A 23381-nucleotide genomic window follows, 5' to 3' on the forward strand; every position below is an offset into this window, starting at 1 on the left:
AGTCGCGCCCCTCGCTCCCAGGCCCTGTGTCCGGCCGGTGCGGCAGTGACGTTCGTGCGCGGCCTTCGTTCCGGCGCGGCGCGAGCTGGCTGCCCGTGGCGTGCCGTTGTCTACTGGTCGCGTGATCCCCCCTGACCCGACACCGGTGGATGCCCGGTCCACGGCCCCCGCCGACCCCCGCCGCCTGCGCTCGGGGCGTCCCGTCGGTTGACGGTGGACGTCCGGCCAGCCGGCAGTGGGGAGTAGCGAACCGCGGTCATCCTTCCCGAAGTAGGACGCAAAGACGGTACGCGTAGCCGCGGGGTGGATGTCAACCGCCGCGCGGGATGGAATTCGGCACGGCGGCGTGTCGTCCAGGCGTGTCGGGCCCGGTTCACCCACATGCTCGCTTTCCGTGCCGACTGGGTCACGCCGTGTCGCGGCCCGGCTGGTTACGGTCCGTGTTCACCGGCCCCGGCGCCGGCCCTCCACCACCCCGCAGTCACCCCAGCCCCTCACACAACCGGGCGGCGACACCCGGATGGTCGGCGGCGAGCAGCCCCGCGGCGGCCAGCACATAGTCACTGTCGACCGCGACCCGGGGCGCGCGGGGCAACGCCCACCCGCCGGCGTGGTCATGCAGCATCGCAGTGACCGCCGCGACAGCCGCGGCCGGTACAGCATGCCGGAACACACCACCGGACGCCACAACCGACACGACGTGTCGCAGATCGCGTCCAGCCCTGGCATGCCGGCGCACGGCGACGGTGACCGCCGCTGCCGCCGGCCCCAGCGGACCCGGCGCGACAAGGACACGCTCCAGCTCGGCGGCGGCACGGATACCGTCGATGTTCCACCGCACCCCGAGGTCACCCTCGACGGTCCGGGCATGCCACAGCACCCCGGCGACCGCATCCGGGGCCGTCTCCCGCGGCAGCAGCGCCGAATACACATCCGTGGTCGCCCCGCCGACATCGACGACGAGCAGGTCCCCGCCGGCACCGGCGGCCAGCACCCCGACACCGGTCAGGACCGCGTCCGGGGTCGCGGCCGCGACCATCCGGGCGAAACGCCCGCCGCGGGACAGACGCTTCCCGCCGATGACATGGCCGATGAACATGTCCCGGATGGCGGCCCGGGCCGGCCCCGGGTCAGTGACCCCGATCCGGGGCAGCACGTTCCCGGTCGCGGTGACCGGCAACCCCCGCGCCGCCAGCAGCCCGGCGACGTGATCACGGGCGTCGGCGTTACCGGCCACGACGACCGGAACCCGCCACCCGGCCGCGGCCAGCCGCCCGGCGTTGTGCACGATGGTGTCCGTGTCGCCGCCGTCGGTACCGCCGGCCAGCAGCACCACATCGGGCCGGGCGGCCCGCACCCCAGCCACCGCCGCCGCGGTGAGCCTCCCCGCGGCGACATGCACCACCCGGGCACCGGCGGACAACGCGACCCGGCGAGCGGCGTCGGCGGACACGAGCGCCTCGTAACCGATGACGGCCAGGCGCAGCCCGCCACCCGCCGACGAGCAGCAGTACACCCGCTCGACCGGCCCGGCAGCGGCCAGCAACGCGTCGACACCCTCCAGAACGTCATCGCCCAGGGTGGTCGGATGCGTCGCCGTGCGCACCAGCCGGCCCTCGCCCAGGTCGACGACGGCGAGTTTCGTGTCGGTGGACCCGACGTCGAGGCAGGCGACGCGGCTCACGCGGCGGGCACGACGACGGTGCCGGTCGCCGACACGGCCAGCAGCGGCGGATCGAGCACCGCCGCCGCCGACGGGCCGGCCTCGGGAGTACCACGGCAGACGACGTGACAAGTGAAGTCGACGGTGCGGCTGCGGCTGCCCTGCCGCGTGACGACAGCGGTGACCTCCACGACGTCACCGGCCCGGACCGGCGCGTGGAAAGTGACGGCACCGTACCCGGCGAACAGCCCCTCGTCGCCGTCGGTGCGGATGCACAGCTCCGTCGCGGCGTCACCGAACAGCGCCAGGCTGTAGGCACCGTCGACAAGGTTCCCGCCGTAGTGGGCATGCGCATACGGCACATACCGGCGGTGCACGACCGTCGTCCCGACCCTGCTCACCGAACCCTCACGGCTCACTGGGCACCTCCCGCGGCGTGGGCGAGATACGACGCGACCTCGCGGGGTGTCGTCCCACGGCCGAAGATCCGGTCGACACCCAGCTCGGCGGCCATCCGCTCATCGAAACGCGGCCCGCCGGCGACCAGCAGCGGCCGGCGCGCCGGCGGGAACGCCTCCCGGAACGCCGCCGACATCGCACGCGTGTTGTGCAGATGCGCATCACGCTGGGTGACCACCTGGGAGACCAGGACCGCGTCGGCCCGCTCCCCGGCGGCAGCCGCGACCAGATCGGCCACCGCCACCTGCGCACCGAGATTCACGACCCGCATCTCCCGGTAGTACTCCAGGCCCTTCTCCCCGGCGACACCCTTCACGTTGAGGATCGCGTCGATGCCCACCGTGTGCGCGTCACTGCCGATACACGCCCCGACAACGACAAGCTTGCGACGCAACCGGCCACGGATCGCGGCGTTGACATCCTTCGCCGACAGCAGCGGAAAATCGCGCTCGGCGACGACCACCTTCCCCGGCTCGACCAGATGACCGACCCGCCCGTACACCACGAAGAACGTGTGCCCGTCACCGATCGGCCGCGCGTGCACCACCATCGCCGGCTCGATACCCATCTTCCCCGCCAGCTGCAGTGCCGCACCCTCACCCCGCCGGCCCGCCGGCAACGGCAGCGTGAACGAGACCTGCACCATGCCATCACCGGTGGTGTCCCCGTACGGCCGGACGACATCGCTCACCCCACGCCCTCCTTCCGCACCGCCGGCGCCTCGCTCAGCAACGCCTCCGCCGGGTTCCAGTAGCCCGGCTCACGCCGCGCGACACCGTCGAGACCCCTACCCCCATCAGCGGGCCGACGCATGATCCCGAACGTGCCGTCGGCGATCGCCGACAGCAACCCCTCGTCCACGATCCGCTCCAGCAGCCCGACCGCCTCCCCCAGTACGACCGCCGCCCGGTCCCTGATGAACGCGCCCGGCGTGAAGTCCTCGTGGAGGTTCCCCGCCGCCCGCATCACGTACTGAACGTTCTGCAACGCGATGTCACGATCCGACAGCCACGGCGTCACCACCGCCTCCGTCATCATCCCGACCAGCAGAATGCCCTGCCCGGTAAGCATCCCGGCAAGATTGAAAAACCCATCGAGAAGATTGCCGCGGAACACGTCACCGGTCATGTGCCGCGTCGGCGGCATCCACTTCAGCGGCGCACCCGGAAACAACTCCCGCGCCAGCAACGCGTGCGCGAGCTCCAGCCGGAACGACTCCGGCAGATCCGGATCGATCTCGAACGCATGACCGAGCCCCAGCTGCCACGTCCGCAGCCCCGCCTCCCGCGCGAAAAACTCGTTCAGCAGCTGCGACACCGTCACCGTATGCGCGGCCTCGACCGCGTCGGCAGTCGTCAGATAATTGTCCTCACCCGTATTGATGATGATCCCCGCCCGGGCATGGACCTGCCGGGAAAACCGCTGATCCACGAAGGTGCGGACCGGGTTGATGTCCCGGAACAAAATCCCGTACATCGAATCGTTGAGCATCATGTCCAGCCGCTCAAGCCCGGCCAGCACCGCGATCTCCGGCATGCACAACCCCGACGCGTAGTTCGTCAACCGCACATACCGGCCCACCTCCTTCGACGTCACATCCAGCGCCGCCCGCATCAGCCGGAAATTCTCCTGCGTGGCATACGTGCCCGCGAACCCCTCCCGGGTCGCACCCTCCGGCACGAAGTCCAGCAACGACTGCCCCGTGGAACGGATCACCGCGATCACATCGGCGCCGGCCCGCGCCGCCGCCTGCGCCTGCGGAATATCCTCAAAGATGTCCCCGGTCGCGACGATGAGATACACCCACGGCCGGCGACCCGGATCACCGTGCCGGGCCACCAGCCGCTCCCGCTCCCGCCGCCTGCGGTCGATCCGGGCAACACCGCGCCCCACGGCCGCCGCCGCCGCCCGCCGGGCCCGCCCGCTCTTCACCGGATCCGGTACCCCGAAACGCACACTGCCCGCCGCCGCCTTCTGCGCCAGCAGCGTCAGATCGGCGTGCCCATCACGAACCAACGCGTCATACACCGGCAACAACACCCCATGCCCGAGACCCACGTCAGCGGCGACCGCGTCGACAAGCCGATTGACCCACGGAATACCGTCCGGATCGGCACCGGCGATCCCGGCCAGACGCAACGTGGCACGCTCCACAGCGACAGTGGTATGCGTCCTGGCCAACTCCACCACCGGCGCGCCCGCGGCAGCGGCCAGCCGCCGGGCACGAGCAACCATCCGCCCGTCCAGCCCGAGTTTCCCGCTCACCGCCGCCTCCCCCTCATGTCGTATGAATCTCAACGCCACGCAACACCGTCGTGCGGGCAGCCGGAGCCACCTCACCACCGACAACGACACCCAGACCCTCGGTCGTGTCCCAGACCGCGAACGTGGCACTGCCACCAGGATTGAGCACACCCTCGTCATCGACCCCGGCCGCCCGCCACCCACCACGGGTATGCGCCGCGAACGCCGCCTTACCACCCAGACGCTGCACCGCATTGTGGTGACGCATCGCAGCCCGGCAACCACCCCACGGATCCAGCGGCGTCACCGGACTGTCCGACCCGAACGCCAGCAACACCCCGACACCCGCCATCGACCCGATCGGGTTCGCCGCCAACGCCCGCACCGCACCGAGCCGCCGCGCATACATGCCGTCCTCACCGCCCCACAACCGATCGAACGCCGGCTGAACCGACGCGACAACCCCGAACTCGACAAACCGGGCGATCGCCGCCTTGTCCAGCAACTCGGCATGCTCGACCCGGTGCCGCCCCGCCCGCAGCCGCTCCACACCGACCCTGGCCGCGGCACCCGCGAACCCCGCCACAACCGTGTCAAGCGCCCCATCACCGATCGCGTGGAACCCGCCCTGCACCCCGTGCGCCACACAACCCACAAGATGATCGGTGACCTGCTCGACGGTGAGATAGCCACGACCGCACGAACCCGGCTCGTCGGCATAATCCGCACGCAAGTGAGCGGTACGGGCACCGAACGCCCCGTCCACGAACACATCACCCGCCGCACCGGCCGCACCGAGCTCACGGGCCTTCGCCGCCGCCCCGGCCTCCCCCCAAAAACCCACCACCAGCGGCAACCCCGGCCCATGCCCGAGCGCCGCGACAAAATCGTCCTCCCCGGACGTGCCCGGCCCGCCACACTCGTGCACCGCGGCGATACCCAACGCCGCCGCATGACGCAACGCGGCCCGCTGCGCGACACCCACCTGCGCCGCCGCGATCGACCCATACGCGGCCTCCCGCACCACATGATGGGCATCACGGCGCAGCCAGCCACCCTCGTCATACCCGTCCGCCGCCCTCACCCCATCGCTCAGCAGCGCCGTGGACACCAGCGCCGCGTGCACACACACGCGGGTCAGATACACCCGCCGGCCACCACCGGCCCGGCCCAGCTCCGCGGCGCTCGGCGTGCGCCGATCCGCCCACCCCGACTCGTCCCAGCCATGACCGATGACCACCGCATCCCCGGGCAGCCCCGCCGCATGCGCCGCGACCGCGTCCAGCACCTCCGCCGCCGACCCGGCACCCGACAGATCCAGACCCCGCAACGCCAGCCCGGTCGCCGTCAGGTGCACATGCGCGTCGACAAACGCCGGCGTCACCAGCGCACCCTCGAGATCGACGACCCGATCCGCGCCGCCCGGCGCGTCCGCGTCGGCACCGAGCCAGGCGATACGGCCACCATCGACAAGCAGCGCGGTGGCGGAAGGATCGGCCGGAGTGTGGACGAGGCCACCGCGGTACAGGGTCTTCATGCCGCCCAGTCTGCCAACCGCGGCCCCAGCCGCGCCTCGAACAGCCCGCGCACCCCGCCATCCGACCGCAACAAACCCAGCGCGTACTCCGCGTGGCCGGGCACATAGCCGTTGCCGATGAGCATCGTCACATCCGCCGCGAGGCCCTCCGCACCCAGCGCCGCCGCCGGGAACGACGTCGCCATCGAGAAGAACACCACCGTCCCCCCGGGCGCCGTGGCCAGGATCGCCGCATGCTCACAGCCGGGAACATCGACACACACCACCGTCAGATCGCCCGGCCCGCCACACCCCTCCAGGGCCGCGGCCAGACCGACAGCGTCCCGGGCGTCGGCGACCACGACCGACCCCGCCAGCCCCGACCCGGCGAGCAGGTCACGCTCGGCGTCGTCGCGAACCACCCCGACGCTCACCACCCGCTCACCACCGGCAGCCCGGGCCGCGGCCAGAGCGAGGCTGCCACTCTTGCCCGCCGCGCCGAGCACCACGACCCGGACCGGCCCGTCACGCACGGCCAGGATGCCGCGCAGACCGCGCGCCACCAACGCCGGCGCGCCACACACGTCGAACACGGCCAGGGCCAGCCGCGGATCGAGATCGGCGGGCAGCACCGCGGCGATCGACCGGGCGAACAAAATCGCGTGGCCCTCACACGGCACCTGCTCACCGAGACCGTCCCAGCGACGCAGCCCGTCGGTGACCGCCAGCGGCGTCAGGGTGAGCGACACGAGCGTCGCGACCCGCTCACCGGGCCGCAGCCCGAGCGGCGACGCGGGCCCGGCCTCCTCGACCGTGCCGATGAGCATCCCGCCGGAGCCGGTCACCGGATTGTGCATCTTGCCGCGGGTGTCGATGATGCCGAGCACCGCCGCGCGGATGCGGTCCCCGTCGCCGCCGTGCTCGGCGGCCAGCTGCCGGTAGCTCGCCGCGTCGAGGTTGAGCCGCTCCACGCCGACGCGGACCTCGTCGTCGGCGATCCGCGGGGACGCGTCCAGGCGCAGCGCCGCCTGCGGCAGCACCCCGGCCGGAGCAATCACCCGATGCAACCCGATCGGCGAACTCATTTCCCGCACCACCCGCGACAAGCCGAAGATTTTCCGGCAGAATAACGCAAAGGCAGGATATCTTTCAAGCACGACGAGACGGAAAACCAGGGAGCGAAACGTGCAGCCGTACATCTACCAGCGCCACGCGCTCGAAGAACCCGACTGGCGCCGCTTCCCCGCCTGGACGAACATCACCCGCGAACAGTGGGAATCCGCCCAATGGCAACGCGCCCACTGCGTCAAGAACATCAACCAGCTCCGCACCGTGCTCGGCGACCACATCACCGACACCTTCTACGACGACCTCGCCACCGACCAGGCCAACTACGCCACCATGTCCATGCTCATCCCCCCACAGATGATCAACACCATGGTGCCCGCCACCACCCCCACCGACGACACCCTCCGCAACGACCCCATCCGCCGCTACATGCTCCCCATCGCCAGCGACCGCCTCACCGACTGGCCCTCCCACCCCTACGCCACCCGCGACTCACTCCACGAACACGACATGTGGGTCGCCGAAGGACTCACCCACCGCTACCCCACCAAAGTCCTCGCCGAACTCCTCGCCACCTGCCCCCAGTACTGCGGCCACTGCACCCGCATGGACCTCGTCGGCAACAACACCCCCACCGTCACCAAACTCAAACTCGCCACCAAACCCACCGACCGCCACACCGCCATCCTCGACTACCTCCGCACCCACCCCGGCGTCCGAGACGTCGTCGTCTCCGGCGGAGACGTCGCCAACCTCCCCTGGCACCAGCTCGAAGCCTTCCTCATGCAACTGCTCGCCATCGACACCATCCGCGACATCCGCCTCGCCACCAAGGCCCTCATGGGCCTGCCCCAGCACTGGCTGCAACCCACCCTCGTCGAAGGCCTCGAACGCGTCGCCCGCACCGCCGCCCGCCGCGGCGTCAACCTCGCCATCCACACCCACGTCAACCACGCCCAGTCCCTCACCCCACTCGTCGCCAAGGCCGCCCACACGGCCCTCGAAGTCGGCGTCCGCGACGTCCGCAACCAGGGCGTCCTCATGCGCGGCGTCAACGCCACCACCACCGACCTGCTCGACCTCTGCTTCGCCCTCCAGGGCGAGGCCGGCATCCTGCCCTACTACTTCTACATGTGCGACATGATCCCCAACGCCGAACACTGGCGCGTCGCCGTCTGGCAGGCACAGCGACTCCAGCACGACATCATGGGCTACCTGCCCGGATACGCCACCCCCCGCATCGTCTGCGACGTCCCCTACGTCGGCAAACGCTGGGTTCACATGGTCACCGAGTACGACCGCGAACGCGGCATCAGCTACTGGACCAAGAACTACCGGACCAGCATCGAAGACGACGCCACCCAGCTCGACCGCACCTACCCCTACTACGACCCCATCGACACCTTGCCCGAAACCGGCGCCGACTGGTGGCGAAAAGAGCACGCTGAGTAGGTGCGCCGCACCATCCTCCGCCTTCTCGGCATCAGCCTCGCCGTCACGGCACTCATCACCTACGTCAACTGGAGCGGCGACCGCGACGCCGCCCGCTTCAACCCGGCCGCGCAGCTGCACTGCGCCCACGGCACCCAAATCGCCGGCGCCCGGGCCACCGCCGCCCCCACCGCGCACGAAACCCGCGACCCCGGGCAGCTCGCGGCGGCATGGGCGCGGACCCGCGCACCCGAGCTGATCGCCGGACAGCGCCAGCTCTTCGACAGCACCGACCGCGTCGACATCGGCTTCGACCATCAGGCGCGGACCGTCGCCGTGCTGACGTTCCGCGCCGACAAGCGCGCCGGCTGGTACCTCGACGCCGTCGTGGCCTGCCAGAACCAGGTCACGCCGTCCGGGGGCCAATCCCATTCCCCGAGCGCGAGGTAGCCCACGCACCGCGCCGAAAAACGAAAGTCTGCCGCGCAGCGGCTCGATTGTGCTTTTCAGACGTGGCGAAGCCACGTCGTGTACCGCGTCCTAGGATGCTAGGAAATGACGTCGGCGCCGCGGACCAGGAGCTACACGGGCCATGGCTGAGGGGCTGGGCTAAGGGGCGACGGCGTCGTCGGCCGGGCCGGCGGTCGCGGCGGCCGGTACCGAGGGCTCGGTGCGGGCCGGGCGGTCGCGGAAGACCCACCAGCGCGACGCGGAGTACGTGAACACCGCCACGATGAACGACGCCAGGACGCGCGCGACGCGGAAGTCCAGGCCCAGCGTCGACAGGCCGGTCGTCACCGTGACCGTGATAAGGAAGTCGCCGAGGATCACCACCGCGTACCGCAGGATCTGCCCGCCGACCGGCGCGTGCGAGCGGAAGTTCACCGTGCGGTTGAGCACGAAGTTGAGGCCGAACGCGCCGACGTACGCGATGGAGACCGCGACCGGCATCGGCAGGTGCGTCCAGCGCCGCAGCATCGCCAGCACCGCGAGATCGATGCAGAACGTGAAGGCGCCGAGCATGGCGAAGCCGACCAGCTCGCGCGGCAGGACGCGGCGCAATCGCGGGGGCAGGCGCTGCACCCAGGAGGTGAGGAAGTCGCCGAGCCGCTCCGCGGGCTTGCGCTCCAGCGTCATGCGAACCATCATTCCGCAGCCCCGCACACCCCGGCCGTCAGGGGTTCTTTGACCGTGGCACCGGCCCCACCCCTACGGCGTCCTAGGATGCTAGGATGAGACTTCGGGCGCCGCGGCCGACAGCAGCCGACAGCGGCGCCCGGTCACGACGTCGACAGCGAGTGGACCGCGCCGGCGCGGGTGCCGAAGTACAACGCGCCCTTCCAGACCGCCGGCGTCGACTCGATGCAGCCACCGATCTTCACCTCCCACAGCGGGCGTGGGTCGGCGTGGGTGTCCGCCACGTCGTAGGCGTGCATCGTGCCCGCGCAGTCGCCGATGAACAGCGTGTCGTCGACGATCACCGGGGACTGCCACGTCTCCCCGCCCGGCACGTGGAAGCGCCACCGCACCTCCCCCGTGATCCGGTCGATGCCCAGCACGTCGCCGCCCGTGGTGTCGTAGACGACGATGTCCTTGTACAGCGCCGGCGTCCCCCAGATCCCGGCCGGCTTGGAACCCTGGTCCTTCACCGACCACACCACCGGGTTGTCGGGCTTGGACGGGTCGAGCTTGATCATCTGCCCGACCTCGCGGGAGCGGGCGTTGCCCTTCTCGAACTCCGACCCGATGTACAGGAAGCCGTCGGAGTCCACGACCACGGACGCGTCGGTGTCGTCGCCGGTCCAGAACCGGAAGGTCCGCGTCGGCATCCGGCCCTCCTTGAGGCCGGAGAGGTCCCAGCCCTGCACCAGGCCGCCGGAGTTGGCGAAGTACACGGTGTCCTTGTAGACGGCGACCGAGTTCTCGATCGACACGTTGGTGTCGCCGAAGTCCTTGAGCAGCTGGTCGTCCCAGCCGGGCGTGTGGAACACCAGCTTCGGGTCGACGGTCACCTTGCCGTCCGGGCCGTACGAGCGGTTGAGCTTCACGATGTGGAACTGGCTGTTCTCCCCGCCCTCGAGCAGGTAGTCGTCGATGATGAGGCCCGAGCCGTCCCAGTCGTCGTTCCACAGCGTCGGCTTGACCGCGTCCGCGGAGAGCTTCCACAGCTCGGTCGGCGTGCCCCGGTCCAGCGCGATGACGCGATAGTAGTTGTCGCGTGACCCGGAGTACAGCAGCGGGAACCCGTCCGGATCGACCGTGACGCTGCCCTTGATGATGTCGCCGGTCTTGAAGTCGGGCATGATGCGTTCGCCGGTCGCCGCGTCGAGGAAGTGGATGCTGCGGTCGTACGCGCCGAAAACGACCCACGTACGCCCGTCGCGCTCGAACACGGCCGGCTGGCCGGTCCAGCCGTTGCCACACCACTCGGTCGTCTTGCCCTTGTCCGTCGACAGCGAGCACATCCCGCCCGACCGCGGGAACTGCCACTTGTGCACCGGGGTCGTGCGGGGCACGGGGCCCTGCCCGTAGTACGTGCGGGTCGGGTTGCCGCGGAACGTCAGCAGGCCCTGAACCTTCGTACCGTACGGCTTGCCGACCAGCGCCGGGTCGGACCAGCCGATGAACGGCGGCGGCTGCGACGACGGTGAGGACGACGGCGGGGCGGATACGGCCTGGGGCGCCCCGGCCTCGGTGCGCGGAGCGGTCCACCTCGAGCCGGCGCTGCGCAGCGCATACGCGGTCGTCGCGATGCCGCCGACGATGAGCACCAGTATCCCCGCGACCAGGAGCCGGAACAGACTCACACGTGACATGCGCACAGTATGGGGTCGATGAGCCGATCGTGGGTCATCCGAACGGCGCAACGGGATCTACGCGGGTCTCTCGAAGTGCCGGTGGCCGGTGCCGGACTTCCAGCCGGGCCGTGGCGCGCACAGCGGCAGTTCGGCGACCGTCGTCCAGGAGTCCGGCGCCGCTCGGCCGCGGATCAGCCGGGCGGAGGTGACGGCGAACCGCACGGGCAGCAGCGGCTCGATCGCGGCCTGGGCGGCGCGCAGCCGTTCGACGGGGGCACTGTCGCCGACCGTCAGGTGCGGGATCACGTCGGCGTGGCGGCCCTCGTACGGCGGGCATGCCGGAAATCGCGCCCAGACGGCGGCGGTGAGCGCACGGAACGCGTCGCCGGGCTCCGGGGCCAGCCACAGCACCTGGTCGCCGAACCAGCGGGCGGCGGTGAGCTCGGCGGTGAACCGCGGCACCGAGGCGATCGCGGCGGCCAGGTCCGCCAGTGCGGTGGCGTCGAGCGCGTCGGGCGCCAGGAACGGCGAGAGCACCGTCACATGCGCGCCGACGCCCCAGCCCGCGGCCGGGTCGTGTGCGGCGCGGAACCCGCCGACGACCGGCTCCGCCTCCGGTACGGCGACGATGACCGCGGTCTCTTCGGCATGGTGCCGCATGCGCGCCCCCGTGCGCATCGAATCTCGCTGAGCCTCCACAATAGTTCGGATCTGTCACACAACGTGAGCGGGCGTGATCGCCGACGCTTTGCGGAATCGTTACGGGCGGCGACCGTGGACCGGCGATGCTCCCTTGTGTGCGCGGGCAGCACGCAATACGTTGCCCGACACAACACGCACCGCCGAACCCCCGATCGACACCGAAAGGACCCGTGCAATGCGCAGAGGGATCCTCTCCCTGCTGGCGGTGAGCGTGCTGGCCGCGAGCGGGCTCGCCGCCTGCTCCGAGCACGTGTCCGGCGTCGGCGGGCGCGGCACCCGGCCGCGCATCGGGGTCATCCTGCCCGACAGCAAGTCCTCGGCGCGCTGGGAGACCGCGGACCGCAAGTACCTGTCCGCCGCGTTCAAGGCCGCCGGGGTCGACTACGAGATCCAGAACGCGCAGAACGACAAGAGCGCCTTCACCACGCTCGCCGAGCAGATGATCACTCAGGGCGTCGACGTGCTCATGATCGTCAACCTGGACTCCGGCACCGGCAAGGCGGTGCTGGACAAGGCCCGCAACGCCGGCGTGGCCACCATCGACTACGACCGGCTCACACTCGGCGGCTCGGCGCGCTACTACGTGTCGTTCGACAACACCGCCGTCGGTACCCTCCAGGGCCAGGGCCTGGTCCGCTGCCTCGCCGACGCGAAGATCAGCCGGCCGGTCGTCGCCGAGCTCAACGGCTCGCAGACCGACAACAACGCGACGCTGTTCAAGGACGGCTACGACGCCGTGCTGCGCCCCAAGTTCGCCTCCGGCGAGTACATCAAGGGCCCGGACCAGTGGATCGAGGAGTGGGACAACACCCGGGCCGGGACGGCGTTCGAGCAGATGATGACCGCCCAGCCGAACATCGGCGGGGTGATCGCCGCCAACGACGGGCTGGCCAACGCGGCCATCAACGTGCTGAAGAAGCAGGGGCTCAACGGGCGCATCCCGGTCACCGGGCAGGACGCGACCGCGCAGGGCCTGCAGAACATCCTCAACGGCGACCAGTGCATGACGGTCTACAAGGACGTGCGTCGCGAGGCGGCCGCGGCCGCGAAGCTGGCCATCGGCCTGGCCAGAGGTGAGACGGGCGTCACGGACAGCAAGGTCTACGACCCGCTGGGCAAGCGGAACGTGGACGCGATCCTGCTCGAGCCGAAGGCGATCACCAGGGACAACGTCAAGGACGTCATCGACGACGGATACGTCGCGGCCAGCGAGGTGTGTGCCGGCGACTTCGCCGCGAAATGTTCCGCGGCGGGTATCAAGTAAGGTACCGGATCTCACACCTGGGGATCTGCCAGCCCGGCGGACACGGCGGCACCGGAGCCGGTCGCGACCGACGGGGCGACGCCGCGCCCGCCACCGCGGGCCGGCCCGAAGGAGCATCGTGACCGATACACCCCTGCTGGAGATCCGCGGGCTCAGCAAGAACTTCGGACCCGTCCAGGTGCTGCGAGACGTGGACTTCACCGTCCACGCCGGGCAGGTCACCGCCCTGGTCGGCGACAACGGGGCCGGCAAGTCGACCCTCGTCAAGTGCGTCGGCGGGATCTACTCGATCGACTCCGGGGAGTACCTGTTCGAGGGCCGGCCGGTGTCCGTGCACGGCCCGCGCGACGCCGCCGCGCTCGGGGTCGAGATCGTGTACCAGGACCTGGCGCTGTGCGACAACCTCGACATCGTGCAGAACATGTTCCTCGGCCGGGAGATCCGCCGGGGGCTGGTCCTCGACGACATCACCATGGAGCAGCGGGCCGCCGAGACCCTGGCGAGCCTTTCGGTGCGCACGGTGGCGTCGGTCCGCCAGCCGGTCTCGAGCCTCTCCGGCGGCCAGCGGCAGACGGTCGCCATCGCCAAGGCCGTGCTGTGGAACAACCGCATCGTCATCCTCGACGAGCCCAACGCCGCGCTCGGCGTCGCGCAGACCGCCCAGGTCCTGGAGCTGGTGCGCCGCCTGGCCGACAACGGGCTGGCCGTGGTGCTCATCTCGCACAACATGAACGACGTGTTCGCCGTCGCGGACCGCATCGCCGCGCTGTACCTCGGCCAGATGGCCGCCGAGGTCCGGGCCACCGACGTGACCCACTCACAGGTGGTCGAGCTCATCACGACCGGCCGCAGCGGCGAGCTCGGCCTGCGCCGCAACGGAGCCACGGCATGAGCGGTCCGGAGCGGAGCGCAGGGGCCGCTCATCAGGTACGCAGGTGCAGCTCATGCCGCTGCCGGAGCGAAGCGGAGGTGACGGCATGAGCGGTCCGGAGCGAAGCGGCGCCTGGTCTGGGTCGATCAGCGCGAAGCCTCATCGAGCCAGACCGGGCGTTGGGGCCGCTCATCAGAAACGCAGGTGCAGCTCATGCCGCAGCCGGAGCGAAGCGGAGGTGACGGCATGAGCGGTCCGGAGCGAAGCGGCGCCTGGTCTGGGTCGATCAGCGCGAAGCCTCATCGAGCCAGACCGGGCGTTGGGGCCGCTCATCAGGGACGCGGGTGCAGCTCATGCCGCTGCCGGAGCGAAGCGGAGGTGACGGCGTGAACGCGTCGACGACTCTCGAGACGCAGGAGCGCGCCGGCGAACGGGCCGGGCACGGCTTCTCGGCGTACACCCGAAACTACGTGGCCCGGGTGCGCGGCGGTGACATGGGCGCGCTGCCGGCCGTGCTGGGGCTGCTCACGCTGACCATCGTGTTCTCCGTCGCCCGGCCGCGGTTCGTCACCGCCGGCAACCTGGCGAACCTGCTCAACCAGGGCGCGGCCGTCACGGTCATCGCGATGGGGCTCGTGTTCGTGCTCCTGCTCGGCGAGATCGACCTGTCCGCCGGGTTCGCCAGCGGGGTCTGCGCCTCCGTCCTCGCGGTACTGCTGACGAACTTCGGCCTGCCGTGGTATGTGGCGGTGCTGGGCGCGATCCTCACCGGCGCCGCGATCGGGCTGCTCATCGGCCTGCTCGTCGCCAAGCTCGGCATACCGTCGTTCGTCGTCACGCTCGCCGCGTTCCTCGCCTTCCAGGGCGCGGTGCTGCTGCTGATGAAGGGCGGCACGATCGTCGCCGTCGACGACCCGACCATCAAGAAGATCAACTTCGACGGGCGGTTCACCCCGGAGCAGGGCTGGGCGCTCTACGGCGTCACGGTCGCCGGGATGCTCGCCCTGCACCTGTGGAAGCGCTACAGCCGGGTCCGCCACGGGCTGACCGCCGAGCCGGCGTCGGTCATCGCGATCCGCGTCGTCACCGTCGCCGTGCTGCTCGGCGGCGCGGTGTGGACGCTCAACCTGGAGCGCTCCAAGAGCGACACGATCTCGCAGCGGGGCGTGCCGATGATCGTGCTCATCGTCGGCGTCCTGCTGGCGCTGTGCACGTTCGTGCTCAACCGCACCACGTTCGGCCGGCACATCTACGCCGTCGGCGGCAATCGCGAGGCCGCCCGCCGCGCCGGCATCCACGTCGACGCGATCCGCATCTCCGTGTTCGTCATCTGCTCCACCATGGCGGCCGTCGGCGGGATCGTGGCCGCGTCGCGGGACGCCTCGGTCAACCCGAACACCGGCGGCAGCAACGTGCTGCTGTACGCGGTCGGCGCGGCCGTCATCGGCGGCACCAGCCTCTTCGGGGGCAAGGGCCGGGTGCTCAACGCGGTCCTCGGCGGTGCGGTGGTGGCCGTCATCGAGAACGGCATGGGCCTGATGGACTACAGCCCTGGCACGAAGTACATCGTCACCGGCGTCGTGCTCCTGCTCGCCGCCGGTATCGACGCAGTGACGCGGCGACGCGCGGCCGCGGCAGGACTGCGATGACACGCAACGACTAGGCTCAGTTCCGCACCCCACAAGAAAGCCGAGCATGCGCGTTGGCCCCAGCCAGGAGGAGATCCGCCGGAGCAATCTCGGAGCGCTCCTGCGTTCCGTGCACCTCCACGGCGCCATGTCCCGCGCCGACCTCACCGCGAGCCTGGGACTCAACCGCAGCACGATCGGCGCGCTGACCGCCGACCTGACCTCCGCCGGTCTGGTCAGCGAGGGGGTACCACGCGAGCAGCGCAGCCGGGCCGGGCGCCCCTCCCTGGTGGTGCGGCCCGAGTCGGAGAAGGTCTACGTGTACGCCTTCGCCGTCCAGGTCGACCGGATCGTCGCCGCCCGGGTCGGGCTCGGCGGGGTGCTGCTCGACCGGTTCGAGTCCGCCCGCCCGCGCGGTGAGCACGACGCCGCCACCGTCGTCGCGCCGATCGCCGACTTCGTGCGCAAGATGCGGCTCACCGTCCCCGCCGGAGCCCGGCTCATCGGCAGCGGCGCCGCGGTCTCGGCCATGGCGCGCCGCGAGGACGGGTTCGTCCGCCTCGGCCCCCAGCTCGGCTGGGCCGACCAGCCCCTCGGCGAGGCCCTGGGCGACCTCATCGGCGACGGCCGGCCCGTGGCCGTGCGCAACGACGCCGACCTCGCCGCGCTCGCCGAGCACACCCGCGGCGCCGCCGCCGGCTGCGACAACCTCGTCTACCTCTACGGTGACGCCGGCGTCGGGGGCGGCATCATCGCCGCGGGCCGCCCGGTCACCGGCCACGGCGGATACGGCGGCGAGGTCGGCCACATGGTCGTCAACCCCAGCGGCAAGCCGTGCAGCTGCGGCTCCCGCGGCTGCTGGGAGACCGAGATCGGCGAGCACGCGCTGCTGTCCGCCGCCGGGCGCAACCCGACCGCCGGCCGCGACGGCATCCTGACCGTGGTCGACGCCGCGTCGCGGGGCGACAACGCCGCGCAGGCGGCGATGCGCCAGGTCGGCGACTGGCTCGGCTTCGGCGTGGCCAATCTGGTCAACATCTTCAACCCGGAAATGGTGATCTTCGGGGGCACGCTCCGGGAGGTGTACCTCGCCTCAGCCGCCCAGGTGCGCAGCCGCCTCAACCGCAACGGGCTGCCGGCCTGCCGCGAGCATGTCCGCCTGCGTACCCCGCAGCTGGGTCAGGACGCGGCCCTGCTCGGCGCCGCGGAGCTGGCATTCGAGCCGCTCTTCGCCGATCCGCTCGACTCGGCCTGAGCCGGCTCGGACGGCAACCCCAGCCGCTGGACCGCCGACGTTGGGGGCGCCCAGACCTGGGCGCCCCCGTGTTCAGCTTCCCGCTTCGGCGTGGAACCGTTCGACGATGTCGGCGCGGATCCGGCCGCGGTCGGAGACCTCCAGCCCCTTGCTCTGCGCCCATTCGCGGATCGCCCGGTTCTGTTCCCGCTCGGCGCGGGCGGTCAGGACCGGACGGCCACGGCCGCCCCGCGCCGGTGGCGCCTGCGCGGACGTCCGGCCGAGCTTCGCGGCGGCCGCGACGAATGGCGCGAGCACGTCCCGCAGTTCGGCCGCGTTTTTCGCGGACAGATCGATGGTGTACTGCACGCCGTCGAGGCCGAAGCTGAGGCTCTCGTCGGCGAGCCCGCCGTCGAGATCGTCGATCAGCTCATGTATCACGCGTCTGGCCATTGGCGATACTGCCTTCCGATACGGGGAGTGAAATTCCGCAGCCCACACGGCGCCGCCGGACACGGTGAAATCGGTCAGACGGGCAGTGACGGGCACGGAACGGTCGTCGCAGCCTACTGCAACGCTCACGGAAGGCAACTGCCGCCCTGAGCTATCGGACACCCCGCCCAGATCTACACCGAGTAATCCGGCAGTCACACGAGCACTGCACACAGCCGCGCGGCGCGGCGATCGGACGCCCGCGCGAAGGCCGGGCACAGGCGGGCGGGCGGGGTCGCACGGTCAGCCATGGCGCAGGATCCGATACCCCAGTGCCGGTGCCACCCGCATCAACGCGGGCAGGGCACGGGCTTTGCCGACGTACACCTCGGCCGAGCCGCGGCGAACGCCGGCGACGACGGCACCCGCGGCGGCGGCAGCGGTGATCTTGCCGCGGCCCCGGCCGCGGGTCATGCCGGTGTCCGCCAGGGGCAAGATCACGTCGGTGACCCGCACGTGGGGGGCGGTGTCCTGGCACTGGTAGCGCAGGGCCCGGGTGAAGGTACGCACCGCAGCCTTGGTGGCGCAGTACACCGGCGCGGAGGCTTTCGGGGCCAGCGCGAGGCCGGTGGTGACGTTGACGATCGCGGCGTACGGTTGCCGGCTCAGGTGCGGCAACAGGCCCGTGCACAGCGCGACGACGGCGTCGAGGTTGACAGCGATCTCACGCCGCAGCACCGGTCGCATCGCGCTGGGCTCGTCGGCGAACAGGCTGGTGATCGTCTGTACGGCGGCGTTGTTGATCACCATGGAGAGGGTGGGGTGCCGCTCGGGCAGTTGGTGCACGAGCGCGTCGACGGCGGCGGGGTCGGCGAGGTCGACCGACCAGGGCGTCACGCGGTCGCCGTGGGTGGCGGTCAGAGACTTCAGCTGCCCGCGGTCGCGTGCCACGGCTACGACGTGCGCGCCGAGTCCGAGCAGTTGGTGGGTCAGCTCGCGGCCGATGCCGCGGGTGGCGCCGGTGATGAGGATCGTGCTGCCTGCCGGGTTCATGTCAGGGTCGCCTCTGCTGGTCGTGAGGCCCGCCCGGGCGGGGCGGGGCGTCGGGGAACGCCGACCGGTAGGCCGCCGGGGTCATCGCGGTGCGGCGTTTGAAGTCACGGGTGAAGTGCGGTTGATCGGCGTATCCGCAGGCGAAGCCGATGACGCCCAGGGAATGGGCGCTGGTCGTGAGCAGGTCGGCGGCCCGGTCCGCGCGCACGGCGCCGAGCAGCGCGGTGAAACCACCGGCGGTACGCAGCTGCCGCTGCAGGGTGCGTACCGACACCGTCACCTCGGCGGCCAGGTCGCTGACGGTCCACCGCCGGGCAAGGTCGGTGGTCAATAGCACGCGAGCCCGGGCGGTCAGGTCATCGCTGGTGCGGCGCCCGGTGTTTCGTACCGGCGGCACGTGCGACGACCACGCGAAGCGCCACCGGGCGATGTGGTGGCCCGGTGGCGGCGCGGTGAAGACGCCGTCGGCGAACACGACCGGATCAGGGTCGAGGGTGACCGTGACCTCCTGTGCACCGATGTCCTCCAGCAGCGCGATCAGCACACCGAGGATCAGCGCGTCCTCCGCTGGGTGCGGGGGTGACGCCGGTGCTCCCACGTGCTCGGCGATGACGCAGGTCGCGTCTGCGTGACGCACGACAACGCGGTGGCGCGAATGGGCGAACCGTTCCAACCGGCTCCACCGGCCGAACAGATCGAGAGGGTTGTCCGCGGCGCGCAACGCGGAGATGAGCGGGTGGGGCGGTAGCCGTGCAACCGCCCGGCCGACACGCAGCAGAGGCAGCAGTCCATAGGCGTCGGCGACGTCGGTCAGCAACCGGCGTTTGGTCTCCAACGGCATCAACGCCCCCGACGGTGGCGGCACGACGGGCGCGAGACCGTCCTCGGCCAAGACGTGCCGTACCGCCGAGACCAGTACCGCACTGGCGAAATCCTCCACCGCCGCTCCTGTCATCGTCTCGTTGCGCCCCTCACGCTAGGTCGGCCGTCGACCAGTCGTATTGAACGAACGCGCCAACCGAGACAACACACGGTCGACAACCCCCGCCGCCTGCGCTCGAGACGTCCCGTTCAAGCGCGGGGCCAAAGGGACGGGCGCCCGCAGAACGCGGACGCCCGGAAAGGGTGCGGGAGGCGGACGCCGTCAGACGGCGGCCCGTGCACGCTGCGCCTCGCGGCGCTCGACGAAGCGTGACGCCTGGGCGTCGAGGTCGGTCATGAAGGCAGCGAGTTCCTCGCGCGCCGCCTCGCCGTCGCCGGACAGCGACCGGTCGAACACGCGGACCTGACGCAGCACCGGGGTCAGCACGTCGTCATGGTGCAGTCGCAGATCGTAGATGCCGGCCTTGGCGATCTGCACCGACTTGCGGCCGAAGTTCTCGATGGTGTGGCCGGGCATCTGGAACGTGGAGGCGACCTTGGTCACGGCACGCATCACGGTGTTGGGCGCGAGGTCGAACGCGGCGCCGAGCAGGTTGCGGTAGAAGATCATGTGCAGGTTCTCGTCGGCGGCGACGCGGGCCAGCAGCTGCTCGCAGAGCGGGTCACCGGAGACGGTGCCGGTGTTGCGGTGCGAGACGCGGGTCGCGAGCTCCTGGAACGACACGTACGCGACCGACTCGATCAGCCCCTCGTACGAGTTTCGGAAGCCGCCCTCCATGTGGGCCATGCGCGCCCGCTCGAGCGCGACCGGGTCGACGGCACGAGTCGCAAGCAGATAGTCACGGATTGCGATGCCGTGCCGGCCCTCCTCGGCCGTCCACCGATGGACCCATGTCCCCCACGCGCCGTCACGCCCGAAGACGCTGGCGATCTCGTGGTGATAGCTGGGCAGGTTGTCCTCGGTCAGCAGGTTGACAACGAGGGAGATCCGGGCGACCTCGGACAGCTTGGACTGCCCCGGCTCCCACGCCTCGCCGCCGAGGACCCCGTCGAAGTCGCGGCCCTCGCTCCACGGCACGTACTCGTGCGGGAACCACTCCTTGGCCGTGGCCAGGTGCCGGTTGAGGTTCTCCTCGACGACGGGTTCGAGTTCCCGCAGTAGTACGAGCAGGTCGGTGGGTTCGGCTGGGCTCACTGGGCCTCCGGTTCATAAACAGCTGGTGCCGGTGCGCTGCCGCCCAGGTGGGCCGGCAGCCACCACGCGTCGTCCGGGCCCTTCGGCGACTGCGGGTACTCCCGCTGGGCCCGGTCGAGCATGGTCGTCATGCGGGCGCGTAGCTCGGCGTTGACCGCGTCCTGGTTGTCGCGGCGCGCCGGGTGCAACGGCTCCCCGATGAGAATCGTGACCGCCACGCCGCGCTGTGTGAGATCGCGGGGATGGCCCTTGGTCCAGAACCGCTGGGTGCCCCACAGCACCACGGGTATCAGTGGCGTGCCGGTGGCCGCGGCGAGGCGGGCCGCGCCGCTCTTGAGGTCCTTGACGGTGAACGACTGGCTGATCGTCGCCTCGGGGAACACGCCGACGACCTCGCCGGCCTTGAGCGCGGACAGCGCGGCCTTGTACGAGGCCATGCCCGCGTCGCGGTCGACCGGGATGTGGTGCATGCCACGCATCAATGGCCCGCCGATGCCGTGGCGGAAGATCGAGTCCTTGGCCATGAACCGAACAAGGCGCTTGGAGCGGCGAGCACCGAGGCCACAGAAGATGAAATCCAGATATGAGACGTGATTACAGGCGATGACGGCTCCCCCGTCAGCCGGCACGTGCTCCTCGCCCTCGATCGTGATCCTCATGTCGAGAAGCCGGAACATGGTCCGCGCGAGCGCGATAACCGGCGGGTACACCAGATCTGCCATGACCATACGCTAGCGGTCCGCGGTGGAGCGCACCCGGTACCCTGCCTCAAGGACAGGTGTATTCCAGGGAGTTCACAGTGCAGGATGAGGTGCAGGACCCGCCGGCGCCACCTTCGTCACCACCCGAGCCATCCAAGCCGGCCGAGCCGTTGGAGCCACTGGAGACGTCGGCGCCCGCCGCACCGGTGGGGCCGGAGATCTCGGTCGACATCGGCGTGGTGGTCGTCGAGCCGCCGCCGCGGTTCGGCCGGCCCGGGCCGCCGATGCGCCGCTCGCCGCTGCTCATCGGGTTCACCGCGGGGCTGGGCCTGGCTCTGGCGTACACCGCGTATCTGGCGGTGCAGAACATCCGCTCGATCCTGATCCTCATCTTCATCGCGCTGTTCCTCGCGATCGGCCTCAATCCCGCGGTGGTACGGCTGAGGAAGTGGGGCGTGCCACGCGGGCTCGCGGTCGCCGCGGTCGGCATCGGCGCGATGCTGATGCTGTGCGGCGGCATCGTGGCGCTCATTCCGCCGCTGGTGCAGCAGAGCAACGCGCTGATCGAGAACCTCCCCCACTACATCGACAACCTGCAACGAAACGACCAGCTCAACCGCCTCAACGAGCAGTATCAGCTCCTGGACCGGCTCAAGGACGTCGCGACGGCGGGTAACGTCACCAAGGCGCTCGGTGGCGTCTGGGGCGGCGTGCAGGTCGCGTTCTCGGCGGTGTTCAACATCGTGATGGTCATCGTGCTGACGCTGTACTTCATGGCCGCCTTCGACCGGCTGAAGGAGGGCGGCTACCGCCTGGTGCCGGCGTCGCGCCGCGAACGCGTCCGGCTGCTCGGCGACGAGATCCTCACCAAGGTCGGCGCCTACCTGGGCGGCGCACTGGCGATCGCGGTCGTCGCGGGCCTGTCGTCGTTCGTGTTCCTGCTGATCATCGGCGTCTCGTATCCGTACGCCCTCGCCGTCCTCGTCGCGATCACCGACCTGATCCCGCAGATCGGCGCCACGCTGGGCGCGGTCGTGGTGAGCATCGTCGGATTCGCGACATCGATCCAGGCCGGCATCGCATGTGTGGTGTTCTTCATCATCTATCAGCAGATCGAGAACTACGCGATCTACCCGACGGTGATGCGCCGCGCGGTGAAGGTCACCGACCTGGCCGCGATCCTGTCGGTACTCATCGGCGTCGCGGTGCTCGGCATCGTCGGCGCACTCGTCGCGATCCCCGTGGTCGCGGCGGTGCAGCTCCTCATCCGCGAGGTCGTCATCCCTCGGCAGAACTCGCGCTGACCTTCCGCCGCCCGTCTGCTCCGCCGCCGGTTCGGGCCGGCCGGATCGGGTCGCTGTCCGCGCTTTTGGCCTGGGCGGCGGCCCGGACCGCGGTCAGGAGCGATCCGGCCGGTGGCGTGGGCCGCGTTGGCCGTGTCGCTGGTCCGGGCCAATTCGCGGCCGGCCCGGACCTGGCCTGGTTCGGCCCGGGCTCGGCGTCGTGCAGGGCGGTCCCCTCGCCGCGCGGTCCGGCCGCGCACGGCTGCATCGTCCGGGTGGACGCGCCGCTCGCGCCTCATGCCTGCTCTCCCCCGCACGAGGCGCGGAAGCGCGCACCGCGGCCCGGCCGACGGCGAGCGCGATGCCGCCGAGCCGCGGATGTCTGGTCGGGGCGATCAGCAGCAACCCCGATCGGCGAACTCATTTCCCGCACCACGTTTCCGCGGCAACTGGTACGCACGCTCTACCGACCACCGCCGTGTCCCCGGCGACGTGCTGCGCTCGGCTGGCCCGAGACGTCGCATCGGTCCGCGGCCCGCACGAGGTGAAAGGTTCGGACCATTGCCGATGCGGCGCGGCGGCCCAGCAGTTCTCCAGCACGGCCGTCCAGCACGTCGTCAGCGGGTCAGCGGGCCAGGGGCCGGCACGTCAGTAGGTCAGCGCGTCGACGGGTCAGCGCGTCAGCGGGCCAGGGGGCCAACGCGTCAGCACGTCGGCGGGTCGGCGCGCCAGGGGCCAGCGCATCAGCAGGTCAGCACGTCGGCGGGTCAGCGCGCCAGGGAACGCGACCGGGGTCAGCAGGTCAGCAAGGTCGGCACGTCGGCGGGCCAGCACGTCGGCGCGTCAGGGGGCCAGGGGGCCAACGGGTCGGCGGGTCGGCGGGTCGGCGGGTCGGCGGGTCGGCGGGTCGGCGGGTCGGCGGGTCGGCGGGTCGGCGGGTCGGCGGGTCGGAGATCG

21 protein-coding genes are annotated in these 23381 nt (G+C 70.8%); 7 read left to right on the forward strand and 14 right to left on the reverse strand.

What is annotated here, in order from left to right; genetic code table 11:
- Window positions 1–481: 481 nt before the first annotated feature.
- The 6 genes from ABT297_RS31995 to kdd are packed head-to-tail and all read right to left on the reverse strand — an operon-like array spanning window position 482 to window position 6967.
- Window positions 482–1684, reverse strand: a complete 1203-nt coding sequence (locus ABT297_RS31995; protein ID WP_350556134.1) for a glutamate mutase L — start codon at window positions 1682–1684, stop codon at window positions 482–484.
- The gene (kal, locus tag ABT297_RS32000) at window positions 1681–2064 is read right to left on the reverse strand and encodes a 3-aminobutyryl-CoA ammonia lyase (protein WP_350556135.1); all 384 of its coding nucleotides are present in this window, start codon (window positions 2062–2064) and stop codon (window positions 1681–1683) included. Before kal ends, ABT297_RS31995 begins: the two co-directional genes overlap by 4 nt.
- Before the next feature lie 14 nt (window positions 2065–2078).
- Window positions 2079–2813 carry a lysine 5,6-aminomutase subunit beta gene (gene kamE / locus ABT297_RS32005; RefSeq protein WP_350556136.1) on the reverse strand — a complete coding sequence of 245 codons (735 nt, stop codon included), beginning with the start codon at window positions 2811–2813 and terminating at the stop codon, window positions 2079–2081.
- Entirely contained in the window at window positions 2810–4387 is a 1578-nt protein-coding gene (gene kamD / locus ABT297_RS32010) for a lysine 5,6-aminomutase subunit alpha (RefSeq protein ID WP_350556137.1), read from the reverse strand. Before kamD ends, kamE begins: the two co-directional genes overlap by 4 nt.
- 13 nt (window positions 4388–4400) lie before the next feature.
- On the reverse strand, window positions 4401–5912 hold the full coding sequence (locus ABT297_RS32015) for an amidohydrolase (protein WP_502885682.1): 1512 nt from the start codon (window positions 5910–5912) through the stop codon (window positions 4401–4403).
- Entirely contained in the window at window positions 5900–6967 is a 1068-nt protein-coding gene (gene kdd / locus ABT297_RS32020) for an L-erythro-3,5-diaminohexanoate dehydrogenase (RefSeq protein WP_350556155.1), read from the reverse strand. Before kdd ends, ABT297_RS32015 begins: the two co-directional genes overlap by 13 nt.
- Window positions 6968–7067: 100 nt before the next feature.
- Between kdd and ABT297_RS32025 the strand changes: the two genes are divergently transcribed.
- Both ABT297_RS32025 and ABT297_RS32030 read left to right on the forward strand, forming a co-directional pair.
- On the forward strand, window positions 7068–8402 hold the full coding sequence (locus ABT297_RS32025; RefSeq protein WP_350556139.1) for a KamA family radical SAM protein: 1335 nt from the start codon (window positions 7068–7070) through the stop codon (window positions 8400–8402).
- Complete coding sequence (locus ABT297_RS32030) at window positions 8403–8831, forward strand: hypothetical protein (RefSeq protein ID WP_350556140.1); 429 nt, start codon at window positions 8403–8405, stop codon at window positions 8829–8831.
- Window positions 8832–8990: 159 nt separating this feature from the next.
- On the opposite strand, the gene ABT297_RS32035 is transcribed toward ABT297_RS32030, so the two are convergent.
- The 3 genes from ABT297_RS32035 to ABT297_RS32045 form a co-directional block, all read right to left on the reverse strand.
- Window positions 8991–9518, reverse strand: a complete 528-nt coding sequence (locus tag ABT297_RS32035) for a GtrA family protein (RefSeq protein WP_350556141.1) — start codon at window positions 9516–9518, stop codon at window positions 8991–8993.
- Window positions 9519–9661: 143 nt separating this feature from the next.
- Complete coding sequence (locus ABT297_RS32040; RefSeq protein WP_350556142.1) at window positions 9662–11197, reverse strand: outer membrane protein assembly factor BamB family protein; 1536 nt, start codon at window positions 11195–11197, stop codon at window positions 9662–9664.
- 57 nt (window positions 11198–11254) lie between these two features.
- Window positions 11255–11857 (reverse strand): 2'-5' RNA ligase family protein, encoded by a 603-nt coding sequence (locus tag ABT297_RS32045; protein ID WP_350556143.1) that lies wholly within the window; start codon window positions 11855–11857, stop codon window positions 11255–11257.
- Window positions 11858–12056: 199 nt separating this feature from the next.
- Between ABT297_RS32045 and ABT297_RS32050 the strand changes: the two genes are divergently transcribed.
- The 4 genes from ABT297_RS32050 to ABT297_RS32065 all read left to right on the forward strand — a co-directional run bounded on the left by ABT297_RS32050 (window position 12057) and on the right by ABT297_RS32065 (window position 16899).
- On the forward strand, window positions 12057–13145 hold the full coding sequence (locus ABT297_RS32050; RefSeq protein ID WP_350556144.1) for a sugar ABC transporter substrate-binding protein: 1089 nt from the start codon (window positions 12057–12059) through the stop codon (window positions 13143–13145).
- 118 nt (window positions 13146–13263) lie between these two features.
- Window positions 13264–14037, forward strand: coding sequence for an ATP-binding cassette domain-containing protein (locus tag ABT297_RS32055; protein ID WP_350556145.1), 774 nt, complete (start codon window positions 13264–13266; stop codon window positions 14035–14037).
- 365 nt (window positions 14038–14402) lie between these two features.
- On the forward strand, window positions 14403–15665 hold the full coding sequence (locus ABT297_RS32060; protein ID WP_502885681.1) for a sugar ABC transporter permease: 1263 nt from the start codon (window positions 14403–14405) through the stop codon (window positions 15663–15665).
- Between the two features lie 46 nt (window positions 15666–15711).
- Window positions 15712–16899 (forward strand): ROK family protein, encoded by a 1188-nt coding sequence (locus ABT297_RS32065; RefSeq protein ID WP_350556146.1) that lies wholly within the window; start codon window positions 15712–15714, stop codon window positions 16897–16899.
- A gap of 72 nt (window positions 16900–16971) precedes the next feature.
- On the opposite strand, the gene ABT297_RS32070 is transcribed toward ABT297_RS32065, so the two are convergent.
- The 5 genes from ABT297_RS32070 to ABT297_RS32090 form a co-directional block, all read right to left on the reverse strand.
- Window positions 16972–17427: a histone-like nucleoid-structuring protein Lsr2 gene (locus ABT297_RS32070; protein WP_350556147.1), complete on the reverse strand. Its 456-nt coding sequence runs from the start codon at window positions 17425–17427 to the stop codon at window positions 16972–16974.
- 186 nt (window positions 17428–17613) lie between these two features.
- Window positions 17614–18363 carry an SDR family NAD(P)-dependent oxidoreductase gene (locus tag ABT297_RS32075; RefSeq protein ID WP_350556148.1) on the reverse strand — a complete coding sequence of 250 codons (750 nt, stop codon included), beginning with the start codon at window positions 18361–18363 and terminating at the stop codon, window positions 17614–17616.
- 1 nt (window position 18364) lies between these two features.
- Complete coding sequence (locus tag ABT297_RS32080; protein ID WP_350556149.1) at window positions 18365–19303, reverse strand: helix-turn-helix transcriptional regulator; 939 nt, start codon at window positions 19301–19303, stop codon at window positions 18365–18367.
- Window positions 19304–19507: 204 nt separating this feature from the next.
- Entirely contained in the window at window positions 19508–20440 is a 933-nt protein-coding gene (locus ABT297_RS32085; RefSeq protein WP_350556150.1) for an acyl-ACP desaturase, read from the reverse strand.
- Entirely contained in the window at window positions 20437–21162 is a 726-nt protein-coding gene (locus ABT297_RS32090) for a lysophospholipid acyltransferase family protein (protein WP_350556151.1), read from the reverse strand. Before ABT297_RS32090 ends, ABT297_RS32085 begins: the two co-directional genes overlap by 4 nt.
- A gap of 77 nt (window positions 21163–21239) precedes the next feature.
- On the opposite strand from ABT297_RS32090, the gene ABT297_RS32095 reads away from it, so the two are divergent.
- A complete protein-coding gene (locus ABT297_RS32095) occupies window positions 21240–22445 on the forward strand; it encodes an AI-2E family transporter (protein ID WP_350556152.1) in 1206 nt (401 codons plus the stop codon).
- Window positions 22446–23381 lie beyond the last annotated feature (936 nt).

It is taken from the genome of Dactylosporangium sp. NPDC000555 (genome assembly GCF_040300025.1).
In the GTDB taxonomy this organism is placed as follows: Bacteria; Actinomycetota; Actinomycetes; order Mycobacteriales; family Micromonosporaceae; genus Dactylosporangium.

Excerpts from the sequence above, each read along its gene's own strand:
- kdd (WP_350556155.1), bottom strand. The coding sequence starts at position 6,967 with ATGAGTTCGCCGATCGGGTTGCATCGGGTGATTGCTCCGGCCGGGGTG.
- ABT297_RS32035 (WP_350556141.1), bottom strand. The coding sequence starts at position 9,518 with ATGACGCTGGAGCGCAAGCCCGCGGAGCGGCTCGGCGACTTCCTCACC.
- ABT297_RS32040 (WP_350556142.1), bottom strand. The coding sequence starts at position 11,197 with ATGTCACGTGTGAGTCTGTTCCGGCTCCTGGTCGCGGGGATACTGGTG.
- ABT297_RS32045 (WP_350556143.1), bottom strand. The coding sequence starts at position 11,857 with ATGCGCACGGGGGCGCGCATGCGGCACCATGCCGAAGAGACCGCGGTC.
- ABT297_RS32050 (WP_350556144.1), top strand. The coding sequence starts at position 12,057 with ATGCGCAGAGGGATCCTCTCCCTGCTGGCGGTGAGCGTGCTGGCCGCG.
- ABT297_RS32065 (WP_350556146.1), top strand. The coding sequence starts at position 15,712 with ATGCGCGTTGGCCCCAGCCAGGAGGAGATCCGCCGGAGCAATCTCGGA.
- ABT297_RS32075 (WP_350556148.1), bottom strand. The coding sequence starts at position 18,363 with ATGAACCCGGCAGGCAGCACGATCCTCATCACCGGCGCCACCCGCGGC.
- ABT297_RS32090 (WP_350556151.1), bottom strand. The coding sequence starts at position 21,162 with ATGGCAGATCTGGTGTACCCGCCGGTTATCGCGCTCGCGCGGACCATG.